The organism is Actinacidiphila acidipaludis, from assembly GCF_019890725.1.
GTDB lineage: Bacteria > Actinomycetota > Actinomycetes > Streptomycetales > Streptomycetaceae > Actinacidiphila > Actinacidiphila acidipaludis.
On the sequence record NZ_JAINZZ010000092.1, the window covers coordinates 1 to 21,879 of the forward strand.

The 21,879-nt window shown below is 72.2% G+C and carries 23 protein-coding genes; 12 read left to right on the plus strand and 11 right to left on the minus strand.

Translation table 11 applies throughout. The annotated features are described in order from the left end of the window. Nucleotides 1-1,391: glycoside hydrolase family 2 protein (locus K7862_RS35330; RefSeq protein ID WP_308012353.1), on the minus strand; the 1,391-nt coding region annotated here is incomplete at its 3' end. 247 nt (nt 1,392-1,638) lie between these two features. Here K7862_RS35330 and K7862_RS35335 point away from each other — a divergent pair. The 4 genes from K7862_RS35335 (at nt 1,639) to K7862_RS38360 (ending at nt 6,005) form a co-directional block, all read left to right on the plus strand. Further along, nucleotides 1,639-2,661 carry a LacI family DNA-binding transcriptional regulator gene (locus tag K7862_RS35335; RefSeq protein ID WP_222969571.1) on the plus strand — a complete coding sequence of 341 codons (1,023 nt, stop codon included), beginning with the start codon at nt 1,639-1,641 and terminating at the stop codon, nt 2,659-2,661. 141 nt (nt 2,662-2,802) lie between these two features. Next, nucleotides 2,803-4,158 (plus strand): extracellular solute-binding protein, encoded by a 1,356-nt coding sequence (locus K7862_RS35340; RefSeq protein WP_262414296.1) that lies wholly within the window; start codon nt 2,803-2,805, stop codon nt 4,156-4,158. After that, nucleotides 4,155-5,102 (plus strand): carbohydrate ABC transporter permease, encoded by a 948-nt coding sequence (locus K7862_RS35345; protein WP_222969542.1) that lies wholly within the window; start codon nt 4,155-4,157, stop codon nt 5,100-5,102. The genes K7862_RS35340 and K7862_RS35345 overlap by 4 nt, the downstream gene beginning before the upstream one ends. 12 nt (nt 5,103-5,114) lie before the next feature. Further along, a complete protein-coding gene (locus K7862_RS38360; RefSeq protein ID WP_308012354.1) occupies nt 5,115-6,005 on the plus strand; it encodes a carbohydrate ABC transporter permease in 891 nt (296 codons plus the stop codon). A gap of 9 nt (nt 6,006-6,014) precedes the next feature. Here the strand turns inward: K7862_RS38360 and K7862_RS35355 are convergent, their stop codons facing one another. Beyond that, a complete protein-coding gene (locus K7862_RS35355; RefSeq protein ID WP_222969544.1) occupies nt 6,015-6,521 on the minus strand; it encodes a hypothetical protein in 507 nt (168 codons plus the stop codon). A 75-nt stretch (nt 6,522-6,596) separates the two neighbouring features. Between K7862_RS35355 and K7862_RS35360 the strand changes: the two genes are divergently transcribed. Continuing rightward, nucleotides 6,597-7,190: a PadR family transcriptional regulator gene (locus K7862_RS35360; RefSeq protein ID WP_222969546.1), complete on the plus strand. Its 594-nt coding sequence runs from the start codon at nt 6,597-6,599 to the stop codon at nt 7,188-7,190. Between the two features lie 52 nt (nt 7,191-7,242). On the opposite strand, the gene K7862_RS35365 is transcribed toward K7862_RS35360, so the two are convergent. From K7862_RS35365 to K7862_RS35375, 3 genes are all read right to left on the minus strand, one after another. Further along, complete coding sequence (locus tag K7862_RS35365; protein ID WP_222969548.1) at nt 7,243-7,695, minus strand: pyridoxamine 5'-phosphate oxidase family protein; 453 nt, start codon at nt 7,693-7,695, stop codon at nt 7,243-7,245. 253 nt (nt 7,696-7,948) lie between these two features. Then, on the minus strand, nt 7,949-9,292 hold the full coding sequence (locus tag K7862_RS35370) for an RNA polymerase sigma factor (RefSeq protein ID WP_222969550.1): 1,344 nt from the start codon (nt 9,290-9,292) through the stop codon (nt 7,949-7,951). Continuing rightward, complete coding sequence (locus K7862_RS35375; protein ID WP_222969552.1) at nt 9,265-9,684, minus strand: YciI family protein; 420 nt, start codon at nt 9,682-9,684, stop codon at nt 9,265-9,267. The genes K7862_RS35370 and K7862_RS35375 overlap by 28 nt, the downstream gene beginning before the upstream one ends. A gap of 309 nt (nt 9,685-9,993) precedes the next feature. Between K7862_RS35375 and K7862_RS35380 the strand changes: the two genes are divergently transcribed. Then, nucleotides 9,994-10,770 (plus strand): polysaccharide lyase family 7 protein, encoded by a 777-nt coding sequence (locus K7862_RS35380; RefSeq protein ID WP_222969553.1) that lies wholly within the window; start codon nt 9,994-9,996, stop codon nt 10,768-10,770. Between the two features lie 150 nt (nt 10,771-10,920). Here the strand turns inward: K7862_RS35380 and K7862_RS35385 are convergent, their stop codons facing one another. Continuing rightward, on the minus strand, nt 10,921-11,853 hold the full coding sequence (locus tag K7862_RS35385; protein WP_222969577.1) for a phosphotransferase family protein: 933 nt from the start codon (nt 11,851-11,853) through the stop codon (nt 10,921-10,923). Nucleotides 11,854-12,133: 280 nt separating this feature from the next. Between K7862_RS35385 and K7862_RS35390 the strand changes: the two genes are divergently transcribed. Together K7862_RS35390 and K7862_RS35395 are read left to right on the plus strand one after the other, a co-directional pair. Further along, nucleotides 12,134-12,793 (plus strand): cysteine hydrolase family protein, encoded by a 660-nt coding sequence (locus K7862_RS35390; protein WP_222969555.1) that lies wholly within the window; start codon nt 12,134-12,136, stop codon nt 12,791-12,793. A 285-nt stretch (nt 12,794-13,078) separates the two neighbouring features. Next, nucleotides 13,079-13,456, plus strand: a complete 378-nt coding sequence (locus K7862_RS35395) for a hypothetical protein (protein WP_222969557.1) — start codon at nt 13,079-13,081, stop codon at nt 13,454-13,456. A gap of 39 nt (nt 13,457-13,495) precedes the next feature. Here K7862_RS35395 and K7862_RS35400 read toward each other — a convergent pair whose 3' ends face one another. Then, nucleotides 13,496-14,371 (minus strand): methyltransferase domain-containing protein, encoded by an 876-nt coding sequence (locus tag K7862_RS35400; protein WP_222969559.1) that lies wholly within the window; start codon nt 14,369-14,371, stop codon nt 13,496-13,498. Nucleotides 14,372-14,414: 43 nt separating this feature from the next. Here K7862_RS35400 and K7862_RS38365 point away from each other — a divergent pair, with 43 nt between their 5' ends. Both K7862_RS38365 and K7862_RS35405 read left to right on the plus strand, forming a co-directional pair. Next, nucleotides 14,415-14,645 carry a hypothetical protein gene (locus K7862_RS38365; RefSeq protein ID WP_308012357.1) on the plus strand — a complete coding sequence of 77 codons (231 nt, stop codon included), beginning with the start codon at nt 14,415-14,417 and terminating at the stop codon, nt 14,643-14,645. Nucleotides 14,646-14,657: 12 nt separating this feature from the next. Beyond that, nucleotides 14,658-15,578, plus strand: a complete 921-nt coding sequence (locus K7862_RS35405; protein ID WP_308012358.1) for a barstar family protein — start codon at nt 14,658-14,660, stop codon at nt 15,576-15,578. A 46-nt stretch (nt 15,579-15,624) separates the two neighbouring features. Here K7862_RS35405 and K7862_RS35410 read toward each other — a convergent pair whose 3' ends face one another. Continuing rightward, nucleotides 15,625-16,428: a class I SAM-dependent methyltransferase gene (locus K7862_RS35410; RefSeq protein WP_222969561.1), complete on the minus strand. Its 804-nt coding sequence runs from the start codon at nt 16,426-16,428 to the stop codon at nt 15,625-15,627. A 132-nt stretch (nt 16,429-16,560) separates the two neighbouring features. Then, nucleotides 16,561-17,793: an enoyl-[acyl-carrier-protein] reductase FabV gene (gene fabV, locus K7862_RS35415; protein WP_222969563.1), complete on the minus strand. Its 1,233-nt coding sequence runs from the start codon at nt 17,791-17,793 to the stop codon at nt 16,561-16,563. 755 nt (nt 17,794-18,548) lie between these two features. Here fabV and K7862_RS35420 point away from each other — a divergent pair. Further along, nucleotides 18,549-18,965 carry a hypothetical protein gene (locus tag K7862_RS35420; RefSeq protein ID WP_222969565.1) on the plus strand — a complete coding sequence of 139 codons (417 nt, stop codon included), beginning with the start codon at nt 18,549-18,551 and terminating at the stop codon, nt 18,963-18,965. Nucleotides 18,966-19,015: 50 nt separating this feature from the next. Here K7862_RS35420 and tpg read toward each other — a convergent pair whose 3' ends face one another. Further along, complete coding sequence (tpg, locus tag K7862_RS35425; protein ID WP_222969567.1) at nt 19,016-19,573, minus strand: telomere-protecting terminal protein Tpg; 558 nt, start codon at nt 19,571-19,573, stop codon at nt 19,016-19,018. Between the two features lie 176 nt (nt 19,574-19,749). On the opposite strand from tpg, the gene K7862_RS35430 reads away from it, so the two are divergent. Further along, complete coding sequence (locus tag K7862_RS35430) at nt 19,750-20,022, plus strand: hypothetical protein (RefSeq protein WP_222969569.1); 273 nt, start codon at nt 19,750-19,752, stop codon at nt 20,020-20,022. Nucleotides 20,023-20,137: 115 nt separating this feature from the next. Here K7862_RS35430 and tap read toward each other — a convergent pair. Continuing rightward, nucleotides 20,138-21,879, minus strand: a 1,742-nt coding sequence (gene tap, locus K7862_RS35435) for a telomere-associated protein Tap (protein WP_262414298.1), incomplete at its 5' end; no start/stop codon positions are given.

A 21,879-nucleotide genomic window follows, 5' to 3' on the forward strand; every position in this document is an offset into this window, starting at 1 on the left:
CGCCGCACCAGGTCCAGCCACTCGCGGGTGAGCAACTCCACGGCCTCGACGCCGAATTCGTAGGCGGCCCCGGTCTCGCCCCATACGAGGAGACCGAGCCGGTCGGCCCAGTACAGGAAACGGGGATCCTCGGCCTTCTGGTGCACGCGGACCGCGTTGAAGCCCATGGCCTTGATCAGCTCGACCTCGCGGCGCAGTTCGGCGGTGCCGCGGTTGGCCAGCTGGGTCTCGGGACGGTAGCCCTGGTTGAGCACCGAACGCACGTAGTAGGGGTGGCCGTTGAGCAGGAAAGCCCCGCCGCCGACTCCGGCGCTGCGCACGCCGACGTAGCTGTCGACGGTGTCGGGGGCCGCCGGCGTGCCGTCGTTCGCGGTCACGTCTCCGGTGGTGGCGGTCGCTTCGCCGCCTGCGGCGGCCCGCACGGTGACCCGTGCGTCGAGCAGGGTCGGCCGCTCGGGCCGCCACAGCAGGTCCTCACGGTCGATGCCGTTGCCCAGGGCGGGGATCACCACGTCGACGCGGCTGCGGCGGGTGCGCACCGCGGTCGAACTCTCGGCGAGCACCCGTCCGTTCAGGCTGAGCACGATGTCCAGGGACAGCGGCTCGGACGGTGTCGCGGCCAGGGTCACCTCGGCGGTCACTCCGCGGGCGGGGTCGGGGATCCAGGCCAGGTCGGTGATGTGCTGGGCGGGCACGCTCTCGGCCCACACGCTCTGCCAGATCCCGGTGGTCCGCTCGTACCAGACCGCGTGCGGCCGCGCCTGCCAGTCCTGCTTGCCGCGCGGCTGTGCGAGGTCCGCGGGGTCGTCCTGTGCGCGGACGACGAGGACGTGGTCGGCGGCGCCGTCGCCCAGCGCCTCGGTGACGTCGGCGGTGAACGGGGTCTGACCCCCGACGTGTTCGGCCACCAGGTGCCCGTCGAGCCAGACCCGCGCCCGGTGGTCGACCGCGCCGAAGTGGATCAGCGAACGGTCGCCGGTCCGGGACCCCGCGGGGACCAGCACCTCGTGCGGGATGCGGCGCCGGTACCAGACGACGGGGTGGGGATCCGTGTCGCCGATGCCGGAGGCGGGGGCCTCCGGCGGGAACGGCACGGTGATCTCACGGTCGAACAGGCCGAGGTCCTCGCCGTCGGACGGATCGCCGAGGGCGCGGTGCTCGCCGGTCCCGGCGTCGTCGAACCCGAAGTCCCAGACGCCGTCCAGGCTCACCCATCGCGCCCGGCGCAGACCCGGACGCGGGTAGGAGCCGTCCTCCGCGGACCCCTGGACCGCGTCCGCCGACGCGCCTCCGGGGCCCTGCTCGGCCTTCCCGAGCCCTGCGGCCGGACCTGCGGCCGGCCCGTTGACGTCCTCGCCGACCTGCCCGGCACCCTGCTCTGTCGCCCCCACGGGTCCTCCTCCGGCCGGCCCGGCCATGGCTGTGCCTGCGTTCCTATAATCGAAGCCCTGTCATGATGAGTGATCGTTTGCAACGATGCAAGAGCCAGTTCCGGCAGCCGGTGTCCGGTCGGGCCCCTGCGGCCCGCACCCGTCCCCCGGACGCGATCGCGGCGACCGGTGCGGCGGTCGCGCCGATCTGCGGCAGACTCCGGGTACGAGCACGACCGAAAGGGGCAGGCCGGTGGCGAGGGTACGGATGCGGGATGTGGCCGAGCATGCCGGCGTGTCGGTGCGGACCGTCTCCAACGTGGTCAGCGGCTACCCGCACGTCAGCGCCACCACCCGGGAGCGCGTGCAGCGGTCGCTGGACGAACTCGGCTACCGGATGGACTTCCTGGCCAAGGGACTGCGTTCGGGCAGGACCGGATTCGTGGCGCTCGCGGTGCCCTTCCTCGCCGAGCCGTACTTCGCCGAGCTCGCGCAGGCGGTCATCGGAGCCGCGGCCCGCCGCGGGATCACGGTGCTGGTCGAGTCGACCGCCGGCGACAGCGAGGTCGAGCGGAAGATCCTGTCCGGCGGACTGACGAACGTGGCCGACGGCGTGCTGTTCAGCGCCCTGACCCTGCCCGCGGCCGACGTCGGCTCCGCGGTGCCGGACTTCCCCCTGGTGATGCTCGGCGAGCACAGCGTCGGCGACCACCTGCCCCGGGTCGGCATCGACAACGTGGCGGCCGCCAGGACCGCGGTCGCCCACCTGCTCGACCAGGGCTGCCGGCGCGTCGTGGCCCTCGGCCGCAACGCGAGCGAGAACGGCCGCCAGCGCACCGAGGGTTATCGGCAGGCGATGGCGGAGGCGAAGGTGCGGCGGGTCAACTGGTTCGAGGTGCCGGTCGACGACTGGACCCGGGCCGAGGGCTACGCTGCCGTGGCGGAGCTGCTGGAGGGTGACGGACCGCTGCCCGACGGCGTGTTCGCCTTCAACGACGCGCTGGCCGTGGGCGCGCTCCGGGCGCTGGACGCCTCAGGGGTGCGGGTGCCCGAGGATGTCGCGGTGGCCGCCATCGACGACATCCAGGAGGCGGCGTACACGCATCCGCCGCTCACCTCCGTCGCCCCCGACCTGGACGCGATCGCCGAACGGGCGCTGGATCTGCTGGAGGAGCAGGGCCGCCACAAGGCCGACGACGACGATCCGGCGCCTGTGCCAGGGCGGCAGGAGGCCACGCCGTTCCGGCTGGTGGTCCGCGCGTCCTCGCAGCACCGGCCCGCGGCAGGCTGATCGGGACGCGCGGCGCCCGGCCGACCCGGCGTCCCGCAACCTACTCCGCCCGGTGCGTGCCGACCTATTGCATCGTTGCAAATCCTGTGTCATGGTCTCGGCCATCGAGGTTCACATCGATGTGACGAGGTGGAAACCCCCATGGGCAGAGCGATGGCACGCCGACGGTTTCTCGCCCTCGGCGGCGGTCTCGCCCTCACGGGCGGACTGTCGGCGTGTGCGTCCCCGGTGGTGTCGGGGCTGACGGGTGCTCAGCCGAACACCGCCGACGTTCTCTTCTGGAATCTGTTCACCGGCGGCGACGGCGCCAACATGGTGCTGATGGAGGACGCCTTCCGCAAGGCGCACCCCGGGGTGTCGCTCGAGGCGACCATCCTGAGCTGGGGCAACCCGTACTACACCAAGCTGGCGCTGGCGACGGCCAGCGGCACTCCCCCGGACGTCGGGATCGCCCATCTGTCCCGGCTGCCGCTGCTGGCGGCCTCCGGGCTCCTGGAGCCGGTCGCCGACACCGGGGTCACCGAACTCGGCGTCACCCCCGACCGGTTCACCCCCGCGGCCTGGCGCAAGGCCACCGTGGACGGCACGGTCTACGCGGTACCACTGGACACCCACCCGTTCGTCCTCTTCTACGACGTCGATCTGGCGCGCAAGGCGGGTCTGCTGAACGCCGCCGGCGACGGGCTGAAGCCGATGAGCGGCAAGGAGGCCTTCCTCGACGCGCTGAAGGCGATGAAGGACGCGGGCGCGCAGTACGGCGCGGTCATGTCGATCACCGCCGACCCGTCCACGGCGTGGCGGTGCTTCAGCATGGTGTACTCGGGCCTGGCCGGGCCGGTCGTCTCCGACTCCGGCACCCGGGTCACCATCGACGACGCGGCGATGGAGGAGTCGTTCGCCTTCCTGCGCAGCCTCACCTCCGGTGGCCTGATGCCCGGCAGCCTCACCGGAGCGGGCGCGAACGCCCTGTTCTCCACCGGCAAGGCGGGCTTCCTCTTCGACGGTGAGTGGCAGATCCCCGCCTACCGGCTCGTCAAGGGCTTCCACTTCAACGTGGTGCCGTTCCCCGCGCTGCTCGGCCCGAAGCCGGTGGCGTACGCGGACTCCCACGCCCTGGTCGTGCCGCGCAACTCCGGTCGTTCCGCGGGCCGTACGCACAACGCGGCGCTGCTCATCAAGAGTCTGCTGGACGACAGCGCGGTCTGGGCGCAGGGCGGCCACGTCCCGGCGTGGCTGCCGACCCAGCGCAGCAGGGCGTTCCTGGACCAGTCGCCCCAGCGCAACTACGTGCAGGCGGCGTTCAGCGCGGTGTACGACCCGGTGGCCTGGTACACCGGCGCCGGCTCGGACTTCCAGAACACGGTGGGCGCCACGATCATCGAGGTTCTCGCCGGGCGGCTCACCCCGAAGGGCGGTGTCGCCGCGATGCGGGCGGACCTCAAGCGTTACACCACGGCCCGCCCGCCCGTCACGATGAAGGAGGGGGCAACCCGATGACGACCGTCGCCTCGACGCGGCCGGCGTCCACACCGTCCCGCCCGGCCGCACTCGACCACCGGACGCCCTCCTCCGAACGCCGCGCGGGTCTGCTGCTCAGCGCACCCTTCGTTCTCGTCTACCTGGTGTTCGTGATCGGCCCGCTGCTCATCGGTGTCGTCGTCAGCCTCTTCAACACCACCACGGTGAAGAGCGGCCTGGGCGAGTGGGTGGGGCTCTCCAACTACACGAAGGTGTGCGCGGATCCGCTGTTCTGGCAGGCGATGTGGCACTCGGTGCTGTTCACCCTGTTCACCACTCCCCCGCTGGTCGTGCTGGCCCTGGTCTTCGCGGTCCTCGCCGCCCGCATACGGCGCGGGCGGGTCTTCTACCGGATCGCGTTCTTCGCGCCCTACGTGGTGCCCTCCTCGGTGGTGGCGCTGATCTTCCTGTGGATCTACACGCCTCAGGTGGGTCTGGCCCCCAAGTTCTTCCACGCCGTGGGCCTTCCCGTGCCGGACTTCATCGGCAGCACCTCCGGCGGCTGGACGGCCGTGGTGCTCATGACGCTGTGGTGGACCTTCGGCTTCAACTTCGTGCTCTACACGGCCGCGATCCAGGACGTGCCGTCGGACGTGTACGAGGCGGCGGCCATCGACGGTGCGGGGCCGTGGCAGCAGATCCGGTTCATCACCGTCCCGCTGCTCGGCCGCACGACGAGCCTGGTGCTCATCCTGCAGATCCTGGCGTCGCTGAAGGTCTTCGACCAGATCTACCTGCTGCTCGGGGGCGGTCCCGACCAGTCGACGCGGCCGGTCATCGAGTACATCTACGACACCGGTTTCACGTCCTACCGCGGCGGCTACGGCGCCGCCGCGACTCTGATCTACTTCGCCGTCATCGTCGCGATCTCGGCGGTCTGGTACGGGCTGCGCCGCTGGCGTGCCACCCGAGCGGCAGCCTGAGCGGAGGACACCGTGAGCACTGTGAGCACCGTGACGACCACCACCCGGCCGCCGTCCGGCACGGACGGCGGCGGGCGCACCGTCGATCCGGCGAAGATGTTCAACCGGCTGTGCGCGACCTGCATGACGCTCTTCGCCCTCATCTGGCTGGTGCCGTTCGTCTGGGCGATCGCCACCTCGCTGCGGTCCGACGGGGCGATCACCGAGCACCCGACGTCACTGTTCGCCGGCGGCTGGTCCCTGCACGCCTACCGCTACGCCTGGGACAACTACCCGATCGGCTCGTGGTATCTCAACAGCCTGGTGATCTCGGCCCTTTCGGTGGTCTTCACCGTGGTGCTGTGCTCGATGGCCGCGTTCGCCCTGGTCTTCCTGCGGTTCCGGGGCCGGGCGGCGATCCTGGCCCTGGTCACCGCCGGCCTGATGCTGCCGAGCGAGGCGCTGGTGCTGCCGCAGTTCATCGAGTACCGCTCGCTGCACCTTCTCGGCACCTACTGGGCGCTGGTACTGCCCTACGCCGTGGCGCCGGTGTCGGTGTTCGTCTTCCACGCCTTCTTCCGGGGCATCCCGATGCCGCTGATCGAGGCCGCCCGGATCGACGGCGCGAGTTGGTGGCGGGTGTACGCGACGGTCGCCATGCCCATGTGCCGGCCCGCGGCGGCGACGGTGGCGATCCTGACCTTCATCACCTCCTGGAACGCCTTCCTGTGGCCGCTGCTGGTCCTCAACCAGACGAAGGCGCAGACCATCCCGGTCGGCCTGTCCTCCCTGGTCAGTCCCAGCAACATCCAGTACGCGGAGGTGATGGCGTCCTCGGTGCTCGGATTCCTGCCGCTGGTCGCCGTGTTCCTGGTCTTCCAGCGGCAGATCGTCCAGGGCATCGCCACCACGGGCATCCGCTAGGCGGACCCTTCAGCGGACGGCCTCGCGGGCCGGGTCGTCGACGGTGGGCAGCCGGCCCTCGCGGTGGGCGCCGCGCAGGTCCCGCAGGTAGGCGCGGGAGCACATCGCGGCGAGCTGGGCGACGCCGCCGCGCTGGACGCGGATCTCGCCGTGCGCGGCGGTTCCGCTCAGCCGCAGGCGGCGCTCGCCGTTCCCGGGCGCGGCGTGCTTGCCCGAAGCGCCGGCCGGCGTGGCCCCGGCGTCCTTGACCTTGCCGCGGCCGGTCCACGTCAGATCCCAGTGGTCGACGGTGACGTCCTCGGGGAGCAGCAGGGTGAGGACGGCGTTCGCGAGCGTGGTGTGGACGGTGACCGGTTCGTCCCAGCCGATGCCGGGCGAGCGCAGGTCGAGGACGACGGAGGCGCGCCGGGCCCGCACGTCGAAGGCGGTGGCGTCCGTCCAGTTGCCGAGGTGCTTGATGGTGGCGTGGTCCGCGTGGATGCGCTCGGCGGACACGAGCTGAGTCGTTGTCGTCATGGCTTGATAGTCACACTGCTACTAGTTTCATGTCAACTAGTTACGACGAGACGTCCGCCCGGTACACTCCTCGGCATGCGCAGCTCCCCTCTCGCCCTCACCGTCCTGTCGCTCCTTCACATGCGGCCGCTGCACCCCTACGGCATCCAGCGCCTGATCAAGCAGTGGGGCAAGGACCAGGTCGTCAACGTCAGCCAGCGGGCGAGCCTGTACCGCACGATCGACCGGCTGCTCGACGCCGGGCTGATCGCCGTCCGGGAGACGGAGAAGGACCCGCAGTACCCGGAGCGCACCGTCTACGAGGTGACCGAGGAGGGACGGCAGGCGCACCGGAAGTGGCTGCGGGAGATGCTCACGGTTCCCCGCGCCGACTACCCGGAGTTCCCCGCGGCGCTGTCCTTCGTGCTCATGCTGACCCCCGAGGAGACCGGCGAGGTGCTGGCCGAGCGGGCGGAGCAGGTCCGCGCCGCCCTGACCGCTCTGGACGCGGCCGCCGGCCAGGCGGCCGCAGTCGCCCTCCCCCGCGTGACGATGCTGGAGGACGAGTACCGCCGTGCCGTGCTGGCCGCCGAGCTCGGCTGGCTCGACTCCGTCGTCGCGGACCTGCGTGCCGGACGCCTGAGCTGGGACTTCGACACGCTCGCGGCGCTCGCCGCCGCGCAGGCCTGATCCGCGCGGCTGCGGCGGTGGACCGAGCGGCGGTGCGCCCGCCGCGCTGACGTCATCCGCGCCCCTGGCTGAGGTCCACGGGGATCCGGTGGTCGGCGCTGCCGTCCTTGGCAAGGATCCCGTGGGACTGCGCGACGGCCCGGTACAGACGGAACTCGCCGCCGGTGCGGACGTCCTCGGCCGTCCACGGCGCACCGCCGTGCGCCACGCAACGGCGGGAGAACACCTCGATGCCCTGTGCGGCGTCGTCGCCGTCCAGCGCCTCGGCCACGGCCGGCATGTAGACGCCCTGCCCGGTGCCGATCGCCGCGTGGGAGTCGAAGACCACCAGGCCCACCTCGGGCCGCACCGCGATGTTTCGGGAGTGCGTGACGTCGGGCGAGGAGACCCAGAGGAACTCGACGCAGTCCACGTGGGCGAAGTAGACGGGCGATCCCCAGGGCCGTCCCGCTGCGTCCGCGGTGGACAGGACGAGGTACCGGCTCACCTCGACGAGCTCTCGCACGGTTGCGGCGGTGGGCCGGCGGTCGGCGGCCATCTCAGGCCGCCCAGCGGTACGTCAAGGCCTCGTCGCCGGTGGCGGCGCATGGCCGGTGCGGTGCCGTTGCGGTCTCAGGGACACGGGCCCGACGCCCCCGCTCGCCCGGCGACACCTCCCGGGCCGCGCGTGTCTCTGCCGTCGTGTGGCTCATCTCGTCCCCTCCGCCTCGGATGCCGGAACCTCAGTCGTCCTCAAGGACCGCGGAAGCGGGCCGAACTCATCGCTGACCGGGCAGAGCGGCCGCCTTGCGCAACAGGACGGCGCGTTCGCGGGTGTTGCCGCAGAGCCGTGCGGCGAGCTCCAGTTCGGCCCGGGCCTCGGCGGTCCGGCCCAGGCGCGCGAGCAACTCCCCGCGCACGGTGGGCAGCAGATGCGATCCGGACAGCCGCCCCGACGCGACCAGGTCGTCGACCGTGGTCAGCGCCTGCTCCGGCCCCTGGGCCATCGCGACGGCCACCGCGCGGTTCAGCTCGACGACCGGTGACGGCGCGAGGCGGCCGAGTGCCTCGTAGAGCAGCACGATCCGCTCCCAGTCGGTCTCCGGCACGGAGGGCGCCGCGGCGTGGCACGCGGCGATCGCGGCCTGGAGTCCGTAGGACCCCAACCCGCGGCCGACCGAGGCGGCACGGCTCAGCGCCCCCAGCCCGCGGCGGATGGCGGACCGGTCCCACAGGCGCCGGTCCTGGTCCTCCAGCAGGACCGCCTCGCCGTCGGGTCCGGTCCGCGCGGGGAAGCGGGCGGCGGTCAGTTCGAGCAGCGCGAGCAGACCGTGCACCTCGGGCTCATCGGGCAGCAGCGCGGCCAGCATCCGGGTCAGCCGGACCGCCTCGTACGCCACGTCGGCGCGCACCAGACGGTCCCCCGACGTCGCCGTCGAGCCCTCGGTGAAGATCACGTACAGCACGCTGAGCACACCGCTGAGCCGGGCGCGCCGCTCGTCGGCCAGGGGCAGTTCGAACGCCACGCCCGCGGCGGCGATGGTCTTCTTCGCCCGCGTGATCCGCGCCTGCACGGTCGGCACCGTGACGAGGAACGCGCGGGCGATCTCCTCGCTGGACAGGCCGCCGACCGCGCGCAGGGTCATCGCCACCCGGGCCTCGGGCGAGAGCACCGGGTGGCAGGCGATGAACATCAGCGCGAGCACGTCGTCGTCGACCCGGTCGGGATCCCAGGGCAGGTCGTCCGCCCGGTCCCGCGGTGCGGCCGCGCCGGCGTCCGCCTCACCTTCGGCCAGGGCCCCGGCGAGCAGGACGTAGCGCTCGTCGAGGGCCGACCGGCGGCGGAAGGCGTCGATGGCACGGCGGCGCGCGGTCGCCAGCAGCCAGCCGACGGGGTTCGCCGGCGTACCGTCGCGCGCCCACCCGACGAGGGCCTCGGCCACCGCCTCCTGCGCGACGTCCTCGGCGAGCGCGAAGTCCCCGGTGTAGCGCGCCAGTGTGCCGACGATGCGCGCCGACTCGATCCGCCAGACGGCCTCGACGGCCCGCCGCGCCCGGTCGGCGTCCGGCGGGCCGTGTCCGGCCGTGTCCCCGCTCAGACCTGGCCCGTCCGCTCGCGCCACGCGCGCTCCTTGATGACCCACTCGTTGTCCTGCGGGAACTCGTCGATGGCCGGAACGCGGCGGATCTCGCACTTCGATCCGGTCATCAGCGGGATCCGCTTGGCCCACTCGACGGCCTCCTCCTTGGAGGCGACCTCCAGCATCCAGAAGCCGCCGAAGAGTTCCTTCGTCTCGCCGTAGGGGCCGTCGGTGACGACCGGCGTCTCGCCGGAGAAGTCGACGACCACGCCCTGGCCCGGGTCGTCGAGGCCCTCGGCGGCCACGAGGACGCCCGCTTTGATGAGTTCCTCGTTGAACCGCCCCATCGTCTCGAGCATCTCCTCGAAGGGCGTGTCCATCATCTTCGCCATCGCTTCGTCCGTGCCGCGCATGATCAGCATGTACTTCGCCATCACCGGTCTCCTCACTCCGAGCGTCGCCTGTCGACCCTCTCACTAACAGGTCGAACGGCGCCGAGGCAGATCGACACGGCCGGGGGACGGATTCCGGATTTTCTTCCGCCGGGGGCGGGACGGCCGTGTGTTGGGCTCCTTCGTGTTTGCGTACGTGAACCCGCTGGTCCAGGCCAAGCCGGATGTCAGCGGCACATCTCAGGTTCACGTGAGGCGTTGACCCCTCTCCGTGAAGGTGCTAATCAAGGTTCACCCCACATGTTGGACGGAGTTCATGTATTTGAACCCGACGACGGAAGGACCCCCCACATGAAGACCCGCATCAGACGCCTGGCCCTCGCCGGGAGCATCGGCATAGCCGGCACGCTCGGCCTGCTCGGCACCGACGCCGGTGCCGCCACGCCCGGCATCGCCCCCGGCGGCAACTTCAACCTGTCGGTGTGGGAGCTGCAACTGCCCACCGGCTCCCCCGGCTCGCCGACGACCATCCCGTCCTCGCAGCTCCAGGGCGCGAACGGCTTCCAGGACGACTACTTCTACACCGACAGCCGGGACGGCGCGATGACCTTCTGGGCACCGGAGAAGGGCGTCACCACGCCCAACTCCAACTACGCCCGGTCGGAGCTGCAGGAGATGAACTCCAACGGCAGCGCCGCCGACTGGTCGCTGAGCGGCACCCACAAGCTGAGCGCGACCCTGCGCGTGGTGTCGGTGACGTCCAACGTCTGCGTCGGGCAGATCCACCTCGGCAGCGGCGGTTCCTCCACCAAGCCGCTGATCGAGCTGTACGTCCACTCCGGCGGGGACATCGTCGCCGGCGTCGAGAACTCCCCGTCGGGCGGCCAGACCCCGCACACGGTCGGTCATGTCTCGATCGGCAAGACCTGGACGTACACGATCGGCGTCTCCGGCGGCGACACCATCAACCTGACGGTCAACGGCAGCACCACGCACTACACGATCCCGTCGTCCTTCGACCCCTACAAGATGTACTTCAAGGCGGGCTCCTACAACCAGTCGTCCTCCGACAGCACCACGAAGGGCGCCCGGGTCGCCTTCTACGGCCTGACCGTCTCGCACAGCTGACGGCCGCAGCTCCGCGGCTGCGCCCGCCATCGCGCTGACGCGCGCCATCCCGCCTCAGCCGGCCGGACCCGGCACCGCACAGGTGCCGGGTCCGGTCCGTGCGGCCGGTGCCGACCGGCACGGGGGGTGCGGCGCGTTCCGGTCCGGAGGTCAGTGCCAACCGGTACGGGCGCGCAGCCAGGCCAGTGCGGCACGGCCCTGCGCCGCCTGGAAGGCCCGTACCGTGGGCAGGCCGGGCGGGTCCGGCAGCCGGGACTGCCCGACGAAGTATCCGCTGACGGCGGCCAGCACGGCCGTGACCGCCGCGGGGTCGGCGCCCTCGGCGACGGGATGCCGGTCGAAGACCGTCTCCGGCGGCGGTCCGCCCTGCATCCGCACACTGGGCAGCATCGCCAGCAGGTCGAACCAGACGGCACCCACCGACGCCCAGGGCCAGTCCACGACCATGACGCGGTCGGCGGTGAGCAGGAGATTGTCGGCGCGCAGATCTCCGTGGTTGAGCGTCGTCCCCTCGGCGGCGGTCTCCCACCCGCTCTCCAGCGCCGCCAGGTCGTACAGGTGCCGCCGCGCCCAGGGGTCGAGCCCGTCGAGGTGGTCGTCCCTGTGGCGGGCGGCGGCCGCGAGCCGGCGCCAGCCCTGGAACGTGTCCGCGGCGCGGACACCCAGCGCCGGGGCCACACCGTCGGGAGCCGGGGTCAGCGTCCGCGCCAGGTCGGCGACCGCCGCCAGCACGCGGTCCAGTTCGTCCGGCACCCACGGCTGGGCGGGCATCGCACCCTCGACGTCCTCGAAGACGAGCACGACCCAGCCGTCCCGGTCGAATTCCGCAAGGAGTCGCGGCGCTTGCACGTCCGGAGGCAGCGCGGCGGCGATACGGGCCTCTGCCCGGTGGATCCCCGCGGACTCGGCGTTGGGCCGTGGTCCCACCGCTTTCACGAACACCCGCTCGCCGGTGGCCGAGGTCAGTCGTGCGGCGACGCCCGGCGAGAATCCGCCCTGCTGGGTGTCGGCGCGCACGACGGGAGCGCCGAGATGCCGCTCGACCGCCGTCCGCAGCGCGTCCGGCAGTTGGGACCAGGCCATGCGGCCCCCGCCTGCCGCCGGCGGCGGAGTCCGTCCCGCCGCGGCCCCTGCGGCCTCGGCGCCGCTTCGCGCAGCCGCGCTCCGGGCCGGTGCCTCGTCGGGACCGGTGGCCACGGGTGTCACGTCGCTGCCGTCGTTCATCCGCTCATGATTCCCGGGGCGCGATCTGCGCCGCAAACAGATATCGGACGGCCCTCTGCCCCGATCGGGTTCGTGTCGGCCGCGACGACTGCGCGCGTGCGGGCGGTGATCGCCGGGACCACCGGGTAGCGTCGGCTGCGTGGATGAGCGAAACGGCCTCAGCGTTCCCCGGTCACTGCGGGAAGCATGCGACGACCCCCGACGGATCGCCCTGCTGGTGTACGACATGCAGGTGGGTGTCGTCGGGCAGATCGGCGACGGTGATCAGGTCGTCGGGCAGGTGGTGAGCACGGTGGAAGCGGCCCGGGCGACCGGGATCCGTACCTTCTTCCTGCGTCACATCACGTTGCCCGCCGGGCTGATGGGTGCCTCGCAGCTCCGCATGTGGCGGGCGTGGCAGGCGGCCGATCGAGCGGCCGACGTCGTCTCCGCATTCCCGCCGGACGCGCCGCAGACCCAGCTCGTGCCCCGACTTCGCCCCACGGAGCACGAGGTGGTGATCGACAAGATCACCATGTCGGCGTTCGAGGGGACGTGGCTGGACATCGCCCTGCGCGACTGCGGGATCACCACCGTGGCGGTCGTCGGCTGCGCGCTGGAGATCGGTGTCGAGCCCACCGTCCGCCACGCGGCGGACCTCGGCTACGTGCCCGTCCTGGTCACCGACGCCTGCGGAGCCGGCAACAAGGAGGCGGCCGAACGCTCCCTGGAATCGCTGCGGTTCGCCGGTGACGCCCTCCTCACGACCGTGGACGAGTTCCGATCGGTGCTGGGTGAGGCAGCGGGCATCACGTCCTGACGCCCGCGGGCCGGCTTGTTCGCGGCAGGGCGGGCCGGGATATCCAGGAGCGGAAGCGAGGACGGGTCGGGCACGATGATGCCCCGTGAACCCCGTCCTGCTCGGCCTGGCCGCCAACCCCGCACTGCCGCCCGCGTTGTCGACGCGCCTGCTCGAGAGCGCCGACGAGGACGTGGTGGACGTCCTCACCGAGCGGCCCGACCTCACGCCCGCCCAGGCACGGGCGACGCGGACGCGAAGGTCGTCAGGGCCGTGGCCCCCCATCCCGGCCTCTCCCCTGAGCAGTTGGCGACGATCGTCGATCGCCATGGCGTGGCCGTCATCGCGCGGGTGGCGGCCAATCCCGGTGCCCCGTCGGCTCTCCTGGAGCGGCTGGCGCACTATCGGCCGCCGGTGCGAAAGGCGCTCCGCGAGATCGCCCGGCACCCGAACGCGAAGGCGGCGGCGCTGCTCCCCTGTCTCGACGACCCCAGGGCCCGGCGCCTCGCGGCCGCTCATCCAGCACTGCCGTCCGAGGTCCTGGTCGCCTTGCTCGCCGACAGCGACTGGCAGGTCGCCGAGACCGCGGCCGCCCATCCGGCGCTCCCTCCGAAGGCGATGAAGGCCGCGATCGACGAGGCGCGGGCGGGACGGGAGTCGGCTTCGGCTGCGACGGATCTCTGACCGGGCAGGCAGGTCCACGGGTCACCGTCACGGGCGCGGTCACGCAAACGCCTTCCGCCAGATGCGCACCTCGGTACTCGGCCGGCGCTCCGAGAAGCGTCCCGCCGGCGACGTCGCGCGCAGGAGGGCCCGCAGCTCGGCCTCGAACTCGGAACGGTTCGGGCCGAACAACGGAGGCGCCGAGTACGACATCGAGAACACCTCGGCCACGACGTCGTCGAGGCCACGCTCCAACGCCTGTCCCCCGGGGACCACATGGCGCTCGCGGCTCGCGAAGCCCGCGCGGGCGAGCACCTCTTCCTCGTTCCCCGGGACGCCGGGCGGCACGGTTCCGCGACCGGCCCGGCGGTCCGGGCCGAGGTATCGCCGGACCAGCGCGTCGATCCTCTCGTGCGGAACGGCCGGGTACGGCAGTCCCTCCGCGGACCGCACCTCCGATTTGTCGTCCGCGACATGCACCAGGCTGCCGCCCGGCCGGAGCATGTCCCGGACGGTTCCCGCCACGAGGTCGCGGTCCATCCAGTGGAAGGACTGACCGAAGGACGCTGTCGTGAACGTGCCGAGACCCGCGGGCAGTTCCTCGGCCCGGGCCCGCACCCAGCGGGTCTTCCCCCTCAGCTCCCGCGCGCCCGCGGTGCGTTCGGCTTCGGCCAGCATCCCGGGGTCCGGGTCCAGGCCGACGACCTCCTGGAAGAGGTGTGCCAGGTCGAGCGCCAGGATGCCCGGCCCGCAGCCGACGTCCAGCAGCCGCCCCCGTCCGTCGAGTTGCAGCACTTCGCCGAGCACCGCCACGAGCCCCGGCGCGTATGGCAGCCGGCCGCGGCGGTAGTACGCCGCGGTCCCCGCGAACAGCGTGTCGTCCCACTCGTCTTTCTCGGGCACGCCCGTCCTTCCCTTGAACGCCGGGTCCCGCATCCGCCCCGGACAATCCGCTTTCCCTGTCCATCCTGGTCCAGGCATGATCCGTGCCGTGAACGGATTGGGGAGCGGTGATGGGGAGCGCGCGGATCCTCGCGGTCCGGAACAGCCTTGTCAGCCAGGGCGGTTCGGGCGCTACGTCCTGACGGACAGCGACGACGGCGACGTCTGGGGCGTGTGCGCCGAGGTGGACGGCCTCTTCGGGGAGCACGAACGCGCGACGTACGAGCTGTTCGGCTGGGAGCCCGAAGGGGCTGACGTGCGCGGCTGACTCGGGCACGAGGTGTGGCTCGTACCCGAGGAGGAGCAGCCGGCTCCGACGGAAGAGCTCGATGCCTGGCGGCTGGAGGATGCCGTGTCCCTCGGCCGCCATCCGGGCACCGATTCCCTCCTGCTCACCGGCCTCGACGACTTTCTGGGGCCGCCCGACGGCCACGGCGGGAGGGTTCGCATCCATGACGAGCGGCGGTGGCTGGGCTCGTGCCGCGAGGTCGCGCGCGTGCTGCCGCCCGAGAACCCGCCGCGTACGCTGGTCCTTCGGGGGCTGGCTCCCAGCGACCGGTTGCTGAGCGCCCTGCGCGTCGGCACCCGCCGGGCACGGGACCTCGACCAGTGCCGGCTGGAGATCCGGGACGACCACGATGGACTGGTGGCCGACCTCCTCGTGCGGCCCGCCGTCCAGGCCTGGCAGCCGTCCGCCCACGGCCGGGATCTCATCGACGTGGCGCTGACCGGATCGCTACCGCCGATGGTGCCGGATCATGTCCGGCTGCTGTGGGAACGATGGTTCGGAGGTCCGCCCGGCGCGCTCGGGGAGTGGACCGCGCTCGGCACCCGGGAGCGCTGGGCGTGGCTCGACCTGGTCCGTGAACACGGATGCCGTACCGCGCGCACGCCCCGGCCCCCGGGCAGCGCCGTGGTCCTCGACGGCCGCCAGGTCACGGACGAGCCGTCGCTCTATCTGGCTCTCGGCGAGGCGGTGAACGGCCCCGGCGGCTATTTCGGTGGCTGTACCGCCGCCCTGGCCGACTGCCTGCGCGGGTCGTTCGGCTGGACCCCGCCGGGCACCCTGGTCTGGCGGGACTCCGCGACGGCCCGCAGACACCTGTCCCAGAGGCTGGCGGCAGAGGGGCAGACGTACGGCCTGTTCGCCGGGATCCTGGAGATCCTCGCGGAGGGCGGCATGCGGGTCACACTGGCATGAGTGACGCGATGTCAGAGGCTCGGGGGCTGAGGGGCGGTCCCCAAGGTCAGGGGCGGCGGCCCCACGCGGAGATCATCGGTGCGGTGGCCAGGTCCAGCCGGCCCGTGGCGACGTTCGCAAGGTGGCGGTCGATCTCCTCGTCGGTGGCGAGTCCGTGCTCGATGAGCAGCGGGCGGATCTGGCGCACCGTCGCGTCCTCCAGGATGGTGCACGCCGGGGAGGTGATCGGGAAGTAGGCGTCTGCCTGCACGTCGGACAGCCCCGCCTCTCGCAGCATCCGGGGCAGGGTGCGGCCGTAGGCGAGGTCCGCGCCGCGGGCGGCCATCAGCGTGCGGAAGCCGTTCCGCAGCCGGTTGGCGAGGCGTTCCTCGGGTCCGGACTCGTCGGGGCACAGCAGCGGCTGCAGCTTGGGATCGGCGTCCTCCAGCAGCAGCCGGCCGCCGGGCCGCAGCGCCTGGATCATGCGGCGCAGCGCTTCGGCCCGGTCGGTGACGTGGACCAGGACGAGGCGGGCGTGCACCAGGTCGAAGCCGCCGGCCGGCGGGGGGTCGGCGGCCACGTCGTGCGACAGCACCTCGATCGCGCCGCCGGCGATGTCCTTCGTCCACGAGACGTCGATGTCGGTGGCGACAACCGATCCGGTGGGGCCCACCCGCTCCGCCAGCCCCAGCGGTACGGACGGGCCGCCCGCGCCCACCTCCCAGCAGCGCATGCCGGCGCCGATGCCGAGCGCGTCGACGTGCCGGAAGGTGACCGGGTCGAACAGCTCGGCCAGCGCGCCGAAGCGGATGCCGGCCTCGGACTGCTGGTTGTCCAGCAGGTAGCGGCCCTCGGTGTCGTGCTCAGCCATGCCGTGATTCTGGCAGACGCCGCCGGCCGGGTCCGTGGGGCGCCGCGCTCGAGGAGGCGTCCGCGAACGCAGGTGGTGGTCGGGGCGGTGTGCTGTGGCCCCTCGCGAGCGGCGGGACCGGTGCCCGCCTGCTCAGCGGCCCACGGCGGAGCGGGGCCAGGGGATGTCGGTGGCGGTCGCGGCGGCGTAGTCGACGCCGGGCACGGCGAAGCCGTAGAGCCGCCGCACCTCGTCGTGGAACCAGTCGAGGTCGGCGAGTCCGGCGATCGTCTCCGTGGTCGCCTTGTGCCAGCGTTCGGCGACGGCCTGCTGGACGTCTTCCGACAGCTCCCAGCGGTCGAGCCGCACCCGGCCCTCACCGTCCAGGGTCAGCGGGGTCGCGCCGGTGAGCTGATCCCACAGCTCGGCCAACTGGCCGGCCGGGGAGACCATGGCGTCGCCGAGGACGCCCCGCAGCAGGCCGAGGTAGAGGGCGACCCCCGGAATGGCGGTGGAGGACTGCGTGACGGCGGCGCCGTTGACCGAGGTGACCGCGCGGCCGCCGACCAACTTGGTGAGCCGCTCGTCGAGGGTGCGGGCGGTGGCCTCCAGGTGCGCCTTGGCGGCGCCGATCGTGCCCTGGCGGTAGAGCGCCGCCGTCAGCGGTGAGCCGATGTAGGACAGGGCCGCCGTGGTGAAGCCGTCGGCGAGCAGGTCCCGGGCCGCCAGGTGGTCGATCCAGCGTTCCCAGTCCGCGCCGCCCATGACGGCGACGGTCTGCTCGACGTCGTCCCCCTCGGCCGGGGCGGTGTCGACCTCACGGATCTCCGGGGCGCCGTCGCGGTCGAACACCAGCGTCTTCGTACGGTGGGCCGCGCCGACGGGCTTGAGGACGGAGGCGTACGTCGTACCGGTGTCGGGATCGGTCCGGCGGGGCGCGGCCACGGAGTAGATCAGATGGTCCAGCCGCCCGCCGAAGCGCTCCCGCAGCAGTTCGGCGACCTGCTGCTTCGTCGTGTCGGCGAAGGCGTCGCCATTGAGGAAGGCCATGTCACGGCCCGCGGCGCGGGCGACGTCCGCGGTGGCGGCCGTGCGGTACCAGCCGGCGGTGGCCGTGCGGCGCGGGCCTCCTTCGCGCTCGAAGCAGATGCCGATGCCGCGGATGCCGGCACGCTTCAGTCCGGCGAGGGTAGCGGCGAGACCGTAACCGGCCGACGATCCGATGACCAGGGCGACCGGCCCTTCACCGGCGGACGCGGCGCCGTTTTCCTCATCACGCGACGGCAGGTCGCGCCACATGCCGTCGACCACCTCCCGGCAGCCCGCGGGGTGCGCGTCCAGAAAGAGGAAGCCTCGGTTTCGCGGGGTGATCACACTCTCGGTCACGATGGGGTTCCTCCTGCCGGCGACCCGGACGTCGGGCGGCGGCCACGACGGCCTCCGCGTTCCGCCAGTCTTCAACGCCGCGCGCCGGAGCGGCGGTCGCAACCCGCCACAAGATTGCCGTGGCGATCTTGGAGCGTTTCCACGACGAGGCGGCGACAGGCGACAGCACAGGCCGGCGACCGTGCAGAGAATGTCGCAGGTCGCCGCCATGCGGTGTCGCCGTCTTCGGGACGGCATGGGCGAAGTCCTCGAAGCCGGACGTCCCGCGGTGCGCCGGTACGAACAGGAAGTCCGGCCTGAGGGTCACCACGTCCTGACGCAGGAGACGAACCTCGTGTGGAGGGCCCTGCGATCGGCGACCAGGCCGGCCAAGGTTGAGAGCGCGCAGGCGATTCGGACCGTCGAGGCCGTCTGGTTGTCAGCAACCAGGCATTCGAGGTGTCACATGCGCTCATGTGAACGGAGTGCGCAAGGACGGATCCAGGACGGATCTAGGACGGAAGCTCTTAGCCTCGATCTTGCACAACGGCCCAGGAATGAGCCGTCGTGCGCCGAAGCGCGTCATGGGGGCTCGCACGCCTCTCAGCGGCGCCGCTTGCAGGGAAGACGCGGACTGACTGGACTGCCCGCCCGGTAGCAGGGCGACAGTCGGCCGGCCGCCTGATGGCCGGGCCACGACTCCCGCACGGCATCCGAGCGGGACGCATCACCCATCGCCGGACACTGACAACTATGAAGACTGGGGGAAACACTCAATGACTCGTGCGATCAGGGCTCTCGGCGCGCTTGCTCTGGCTGGCGCATCGATCCTCGGCGCGACCTCGCAGGCGTCGGCGGATCCGAATCCGAACAACCACGGCTCCAATCCGCAGTTGGCCACGCTGACCACCCAGTACCACGCGGGTGTCTACAGCTGCCCCTATGCGGACTGCAGCAAGATCGACGACCTCACCCTCGCGCCGCCGAATGATCAAGCTTTCGTGGACTGCTGGGTGTCCGGCGGCACCGTCGGCACCACCGGCGACGTCTGGTACCGCACCTCGGCGGTCATTGCGAGCGGCAACTACCTCGATGTCTATACCCCTTCCGGGGGCCCTGGCTGGACGTACGGGCCGTACGTGGATGGTGACCTGAGGTTCCGGATGTCGCCTGGTGGTCTGCCCCACTGCTAGTGCCGCATCAGGCAACGTTCGCCCTGTCGACGACGACACGCTGAGCCGCGTCAGAACTCCAGCTCGACGTAGTCGATGTCGGTGAACTCCACCTCGAGGCCGTCGGCGCGGCGCCCGCGGTCCTTGAAGTAGATCTCCTGCAGGCCCTCGGCCGCGATCCGCTGCAACTGCTGCTCGGTGGCGCCCGCGGCCTCGGCGTCGAACAGGCGGGCGGCGTACGCGGGCGGCAGGTGCTGGGTGACGCGCCGCATCCGGGAGTCGTCGGTGGAGCCGGGAGCCGCCGTGAACCCGAAGCGGGCGCGGGTCTCGATGACGATGCCCGTGGCCGTGGCCGCGCGCCGGCGTGCCCGGCCTTTAACCCGGGGCTGCCAGTCCTTGCGGACCTCGCGCTCCAGCCGGGTGGCCAGGTCCTTGTGCGGGCGGCGGAACTGCCCGGTCAGGTACCGCTCGACGGTGCGGCGGCTGATGCCGAGCCGTTCCGCGGCCACTCTGGTCGACCCCTTGGCCTGCCGGACCAGGAACCGCATCTGCGCCTGGGCGGTCTTCGGGATGGGCCGGGTCGCGGTGGCCTCGGCCGCCCGGCCCAGGCTCTCCTGGATGATCCCCACCGTCCGCTCCCCCTCGTCCACCCGCGCATGTCGGCTCCACGGTATCGGCTCCGACCCGCCGCCCGCGGCACGGACCCCACCTCACGTCACCTCAGCTTGTGCCGACGGTCCCACCTCGGCCCTGCGCCTTGCCAGGCCGTCGGCGGGCGCGGCGACATGGCCTCCCGTCATCGCCCGTGTCTGCGGAGGCCGAAGACGTGCTGCAGGGAGATGAAGTGGTGCGGGCACTTCTGGCGGCGGTGGCGAGCCTGGAGGATCTCGCCAAGGTCGGGCCTGACGCGCGGATGGCCTTGAACGCCCTGGAAGAGATCGCCTTCGAGCTCGGCAGGATGGATGCGGAGGAGGGCCGGCGGCTCGTCGAGCTCCTGGAGCGTGTCGCCGCTGCGGAGCCGGAGCATGCCGCCTGGATTCAGGGCGTTCTGAATGCGCTGGGCATTGAACTGAGCTGATCGGACAGCCGCCAAGGACCGCAGGCAGACGACGGCGGTGGTTGTGCCCGGTGGCGGCCCGGACGACCGGTGGGCCCGTTCCTGGTCCAAGGGCGTCACGGAGACCGCCCGCCCCTCACTCCTCGGGGTCCGCCCCCTCCCCCTTGATGTGGCGGGCCGGGTTCTGGGACTGTTCCAGCAACTCGACGGCCCAGTAGAGGGGTTGGGTGCCCTCGTGTTTGACCATGCCCGGGGACACGCCGAGGCGGAAGGTGCCGGGTGCGGGTTTGCCGTCGGGGCCGTACGGCAGCACGTCCAGGGGTGAGGGACCGCGGCCCGGGTACACCGCGCAGTCGGAGAGGACGGCCACCGGCAGCAGCGCGTCGTCATCGAACGTCAGGGATCCCGTCGGGGCCGGGCCGGTCTGCGTGGCCAGCGCGGTCCTGACGAGCTTGCGGTGCATGTTCACGCGGGCGGTGGCGATGACCGCGGCGCGGATGTCGGGGCGCCATGTGGGACGTTCGAGCGCGGGCCACGGCTCGCCGAAGCGGTACCGGGCACCCTGCGGGCGTTCGCGGAGCTTGCCGATGCCGCCCTTGACCGTCGACTTGACCGCCAACAGCACGGCCGCCAGCCCGGGGTCGCGCCGCTTGTGGTGCTCCATCGCCGCGAGGTACTGCTGCGGGGTGAGGTCCGCCGTCACACCGAGGTCGGCCATCGTCGCCTTGTAGGCGTCGGCCAACTGCTTGTACCAGGGGTCGAGATACGGTCCCGTCTCCTCGCGCACCCATGCCTCGGTGGGCCGGACGCGGACCGGAATCCCGTACTGCTCGACGAGTTCGGCGGCGTAGGCGACCGTCGGTGTGGCGTACCAGGCCGGGCCCTCGGGAGGGCGGCCGTGCGGGGTGAACGGGGACGGCAGACGCGGGTCGACCGGGATTCCGGACAGGTCCACCAGCCACACCCCCGGCACGTTCTTGGCGAACTCCGGGTTCCGCACGTGCACGGGTGCGGACAGCCCCACCACCAGGCGGTTGGCGGCGGCGAGGAACGCGGTGTTGACGTCGATGCCCACTGCGAAGCGCTGCGCGCACTCGGCGTCCGTCAGCAGCTCCGGGTCGCGGATCCAGTCGTACGCCTCCTCGTCGAGGACTTCGGCGGGGCTCCGCTCGTGAGTTCGCGGGAACAGGGCGGCCGCGACGGGGTGTTCGTCGGGCGCCTCCGGCGGCGCCGGGTCGACGGGGCCGGTCAGTGATCCGGCCACGGGTCCCGGCACCCATGCGCCGGTGCCGTCGTCCCGTACCGGCCGGGTCGGCGGGCGCAGCGCCGTCATCAGTTCCAGGCCGGCCACGGCGGTGGAGCCCCTGGGCGTCAGGACGCGCCGCGCGTAGGTGGCGAGCACCCGGGCCAGTTCGGCGGGCGGCAACCGGTCGGCTTCGCCCCAGGCCCGCGCGTCGAGGGCATCCCACGGCAGGACGGCGAACTGCACGCACTGGCGGGTACCGCCCTGCACCGGCCGGTAGACGCGTGCCCAGGGCCCGAAGCCGCGCCGGGTCAGCCGCCAGCCGGCACGGGTGAGCCGGCGGACGGCGGGGTGGTCGTCGGGCAGCCGCAGGGTGCGCCGGTCGGTCAACCCGCCAGGCAGGCCCATGCGTTCGGTGGCAGCCTCGGTGAGGACGACGAGCGGGTCGGAGTCGGTGCCGAACCGGTGCAGACGCGGCGCTCCCAACCGGGCTTCGGCCAGCGTCCATTCCCGGGTGTCCCGGTCCACGGCGGGCGCCGCGGGTTCGGCGCCGCCCGTCCCGGGATCGGCGTCCCCCTCGGACCCGGCCGCCGGGACCTCGGCCGTGCCGACTGCGGTCACCGGGACCCATCCGG

Bases quoted from the DNA above. Each gene is read 5' to 3' on its own strand.
- K7862_RS35335 (WP_222969571.1), top strand. From the start codon at position 1,639: ATGCGGGATGTGGCCGAGCATGCCGGCGTGTCGGTGCGGACCGTCTCC.
- K7862_RS35340 (WP_262414296.1), top strand. From the start codon at position 2,803: ATGGGCAGAGCGATGGCACGCCGACGGTTTCTCGCCCTCGGCGGCGGT.
- K7862_RS35345 (WP_222969542.1), top strand. From the start codon at position 4,155: ATGACGACCGTCGCCTCGACGCGGCCGGCGTCCACACCGTCCCGCCCG.
- K7862_RS35355 (WP_222969544.1), bottom strand. From the start codon at position 6,521: ATGACGACAACGACTCAGCTCGTGTCCGCCGAGCGCATCCACGCGGAC.
- K7862_RS35360 (WP_222969546.1), top strand. From the start codon at position 6,597: ATGCGCAGCTCCCCTCTCGCCCTCACCGTCCTGTCGCTCCTTCACATG.
- K7862_RS35375 (WP_222969552.1), bottom strand. From the start codon at position 9,684: ATGGCGAAGTACATGCTGATCATGCGCGGCACGGACGAAGCGATGGCG.
- K7862_RS35380 (WP_222969553.1), top strand. From the start codon at position 9,994: ATGAAGACCCGCATCAGACGCCTGGCCCTCGCCGGGAGCATCGGCATA.
- K7862_RS35385 (WP_222969577.1), bottom strand. From the start codon at position 11,853: ATGGCCTGGTCCCAACTGCCGGACGCGCTGCGGACGGCGGTCGAGCGG.
- K7862_RS35400 (WP_222969559.1), bottom strand. From the start codon at position 14,371: ATGCGGGACCCGGCGTTCAAGGGAAGGACGGGCGTGCCCGAGAAAGAC.
- K7862_RS38365 (WP_308012357.1), top strand. From the start codon at position 14,415: ATGATCCGTGCCGTGAACGGATTGGGGAGCGGTGATGGGGAGCGCGCG.
- K7862_RS35410 (WP_222969561.1), bottom strand. From the start codon at position 16,428: ATGGCTGAGCACGACACCGAGGGCCGCTACCTGCTGGACAACCAGCAG.
- K7862_RS35420 (WP_222969565.1), top strand. From the start codon at position 18,549: ATGACTCGTGCGATCAGGGCTCTCGGCGCGCTTGCTCTGGCTGGCGCA.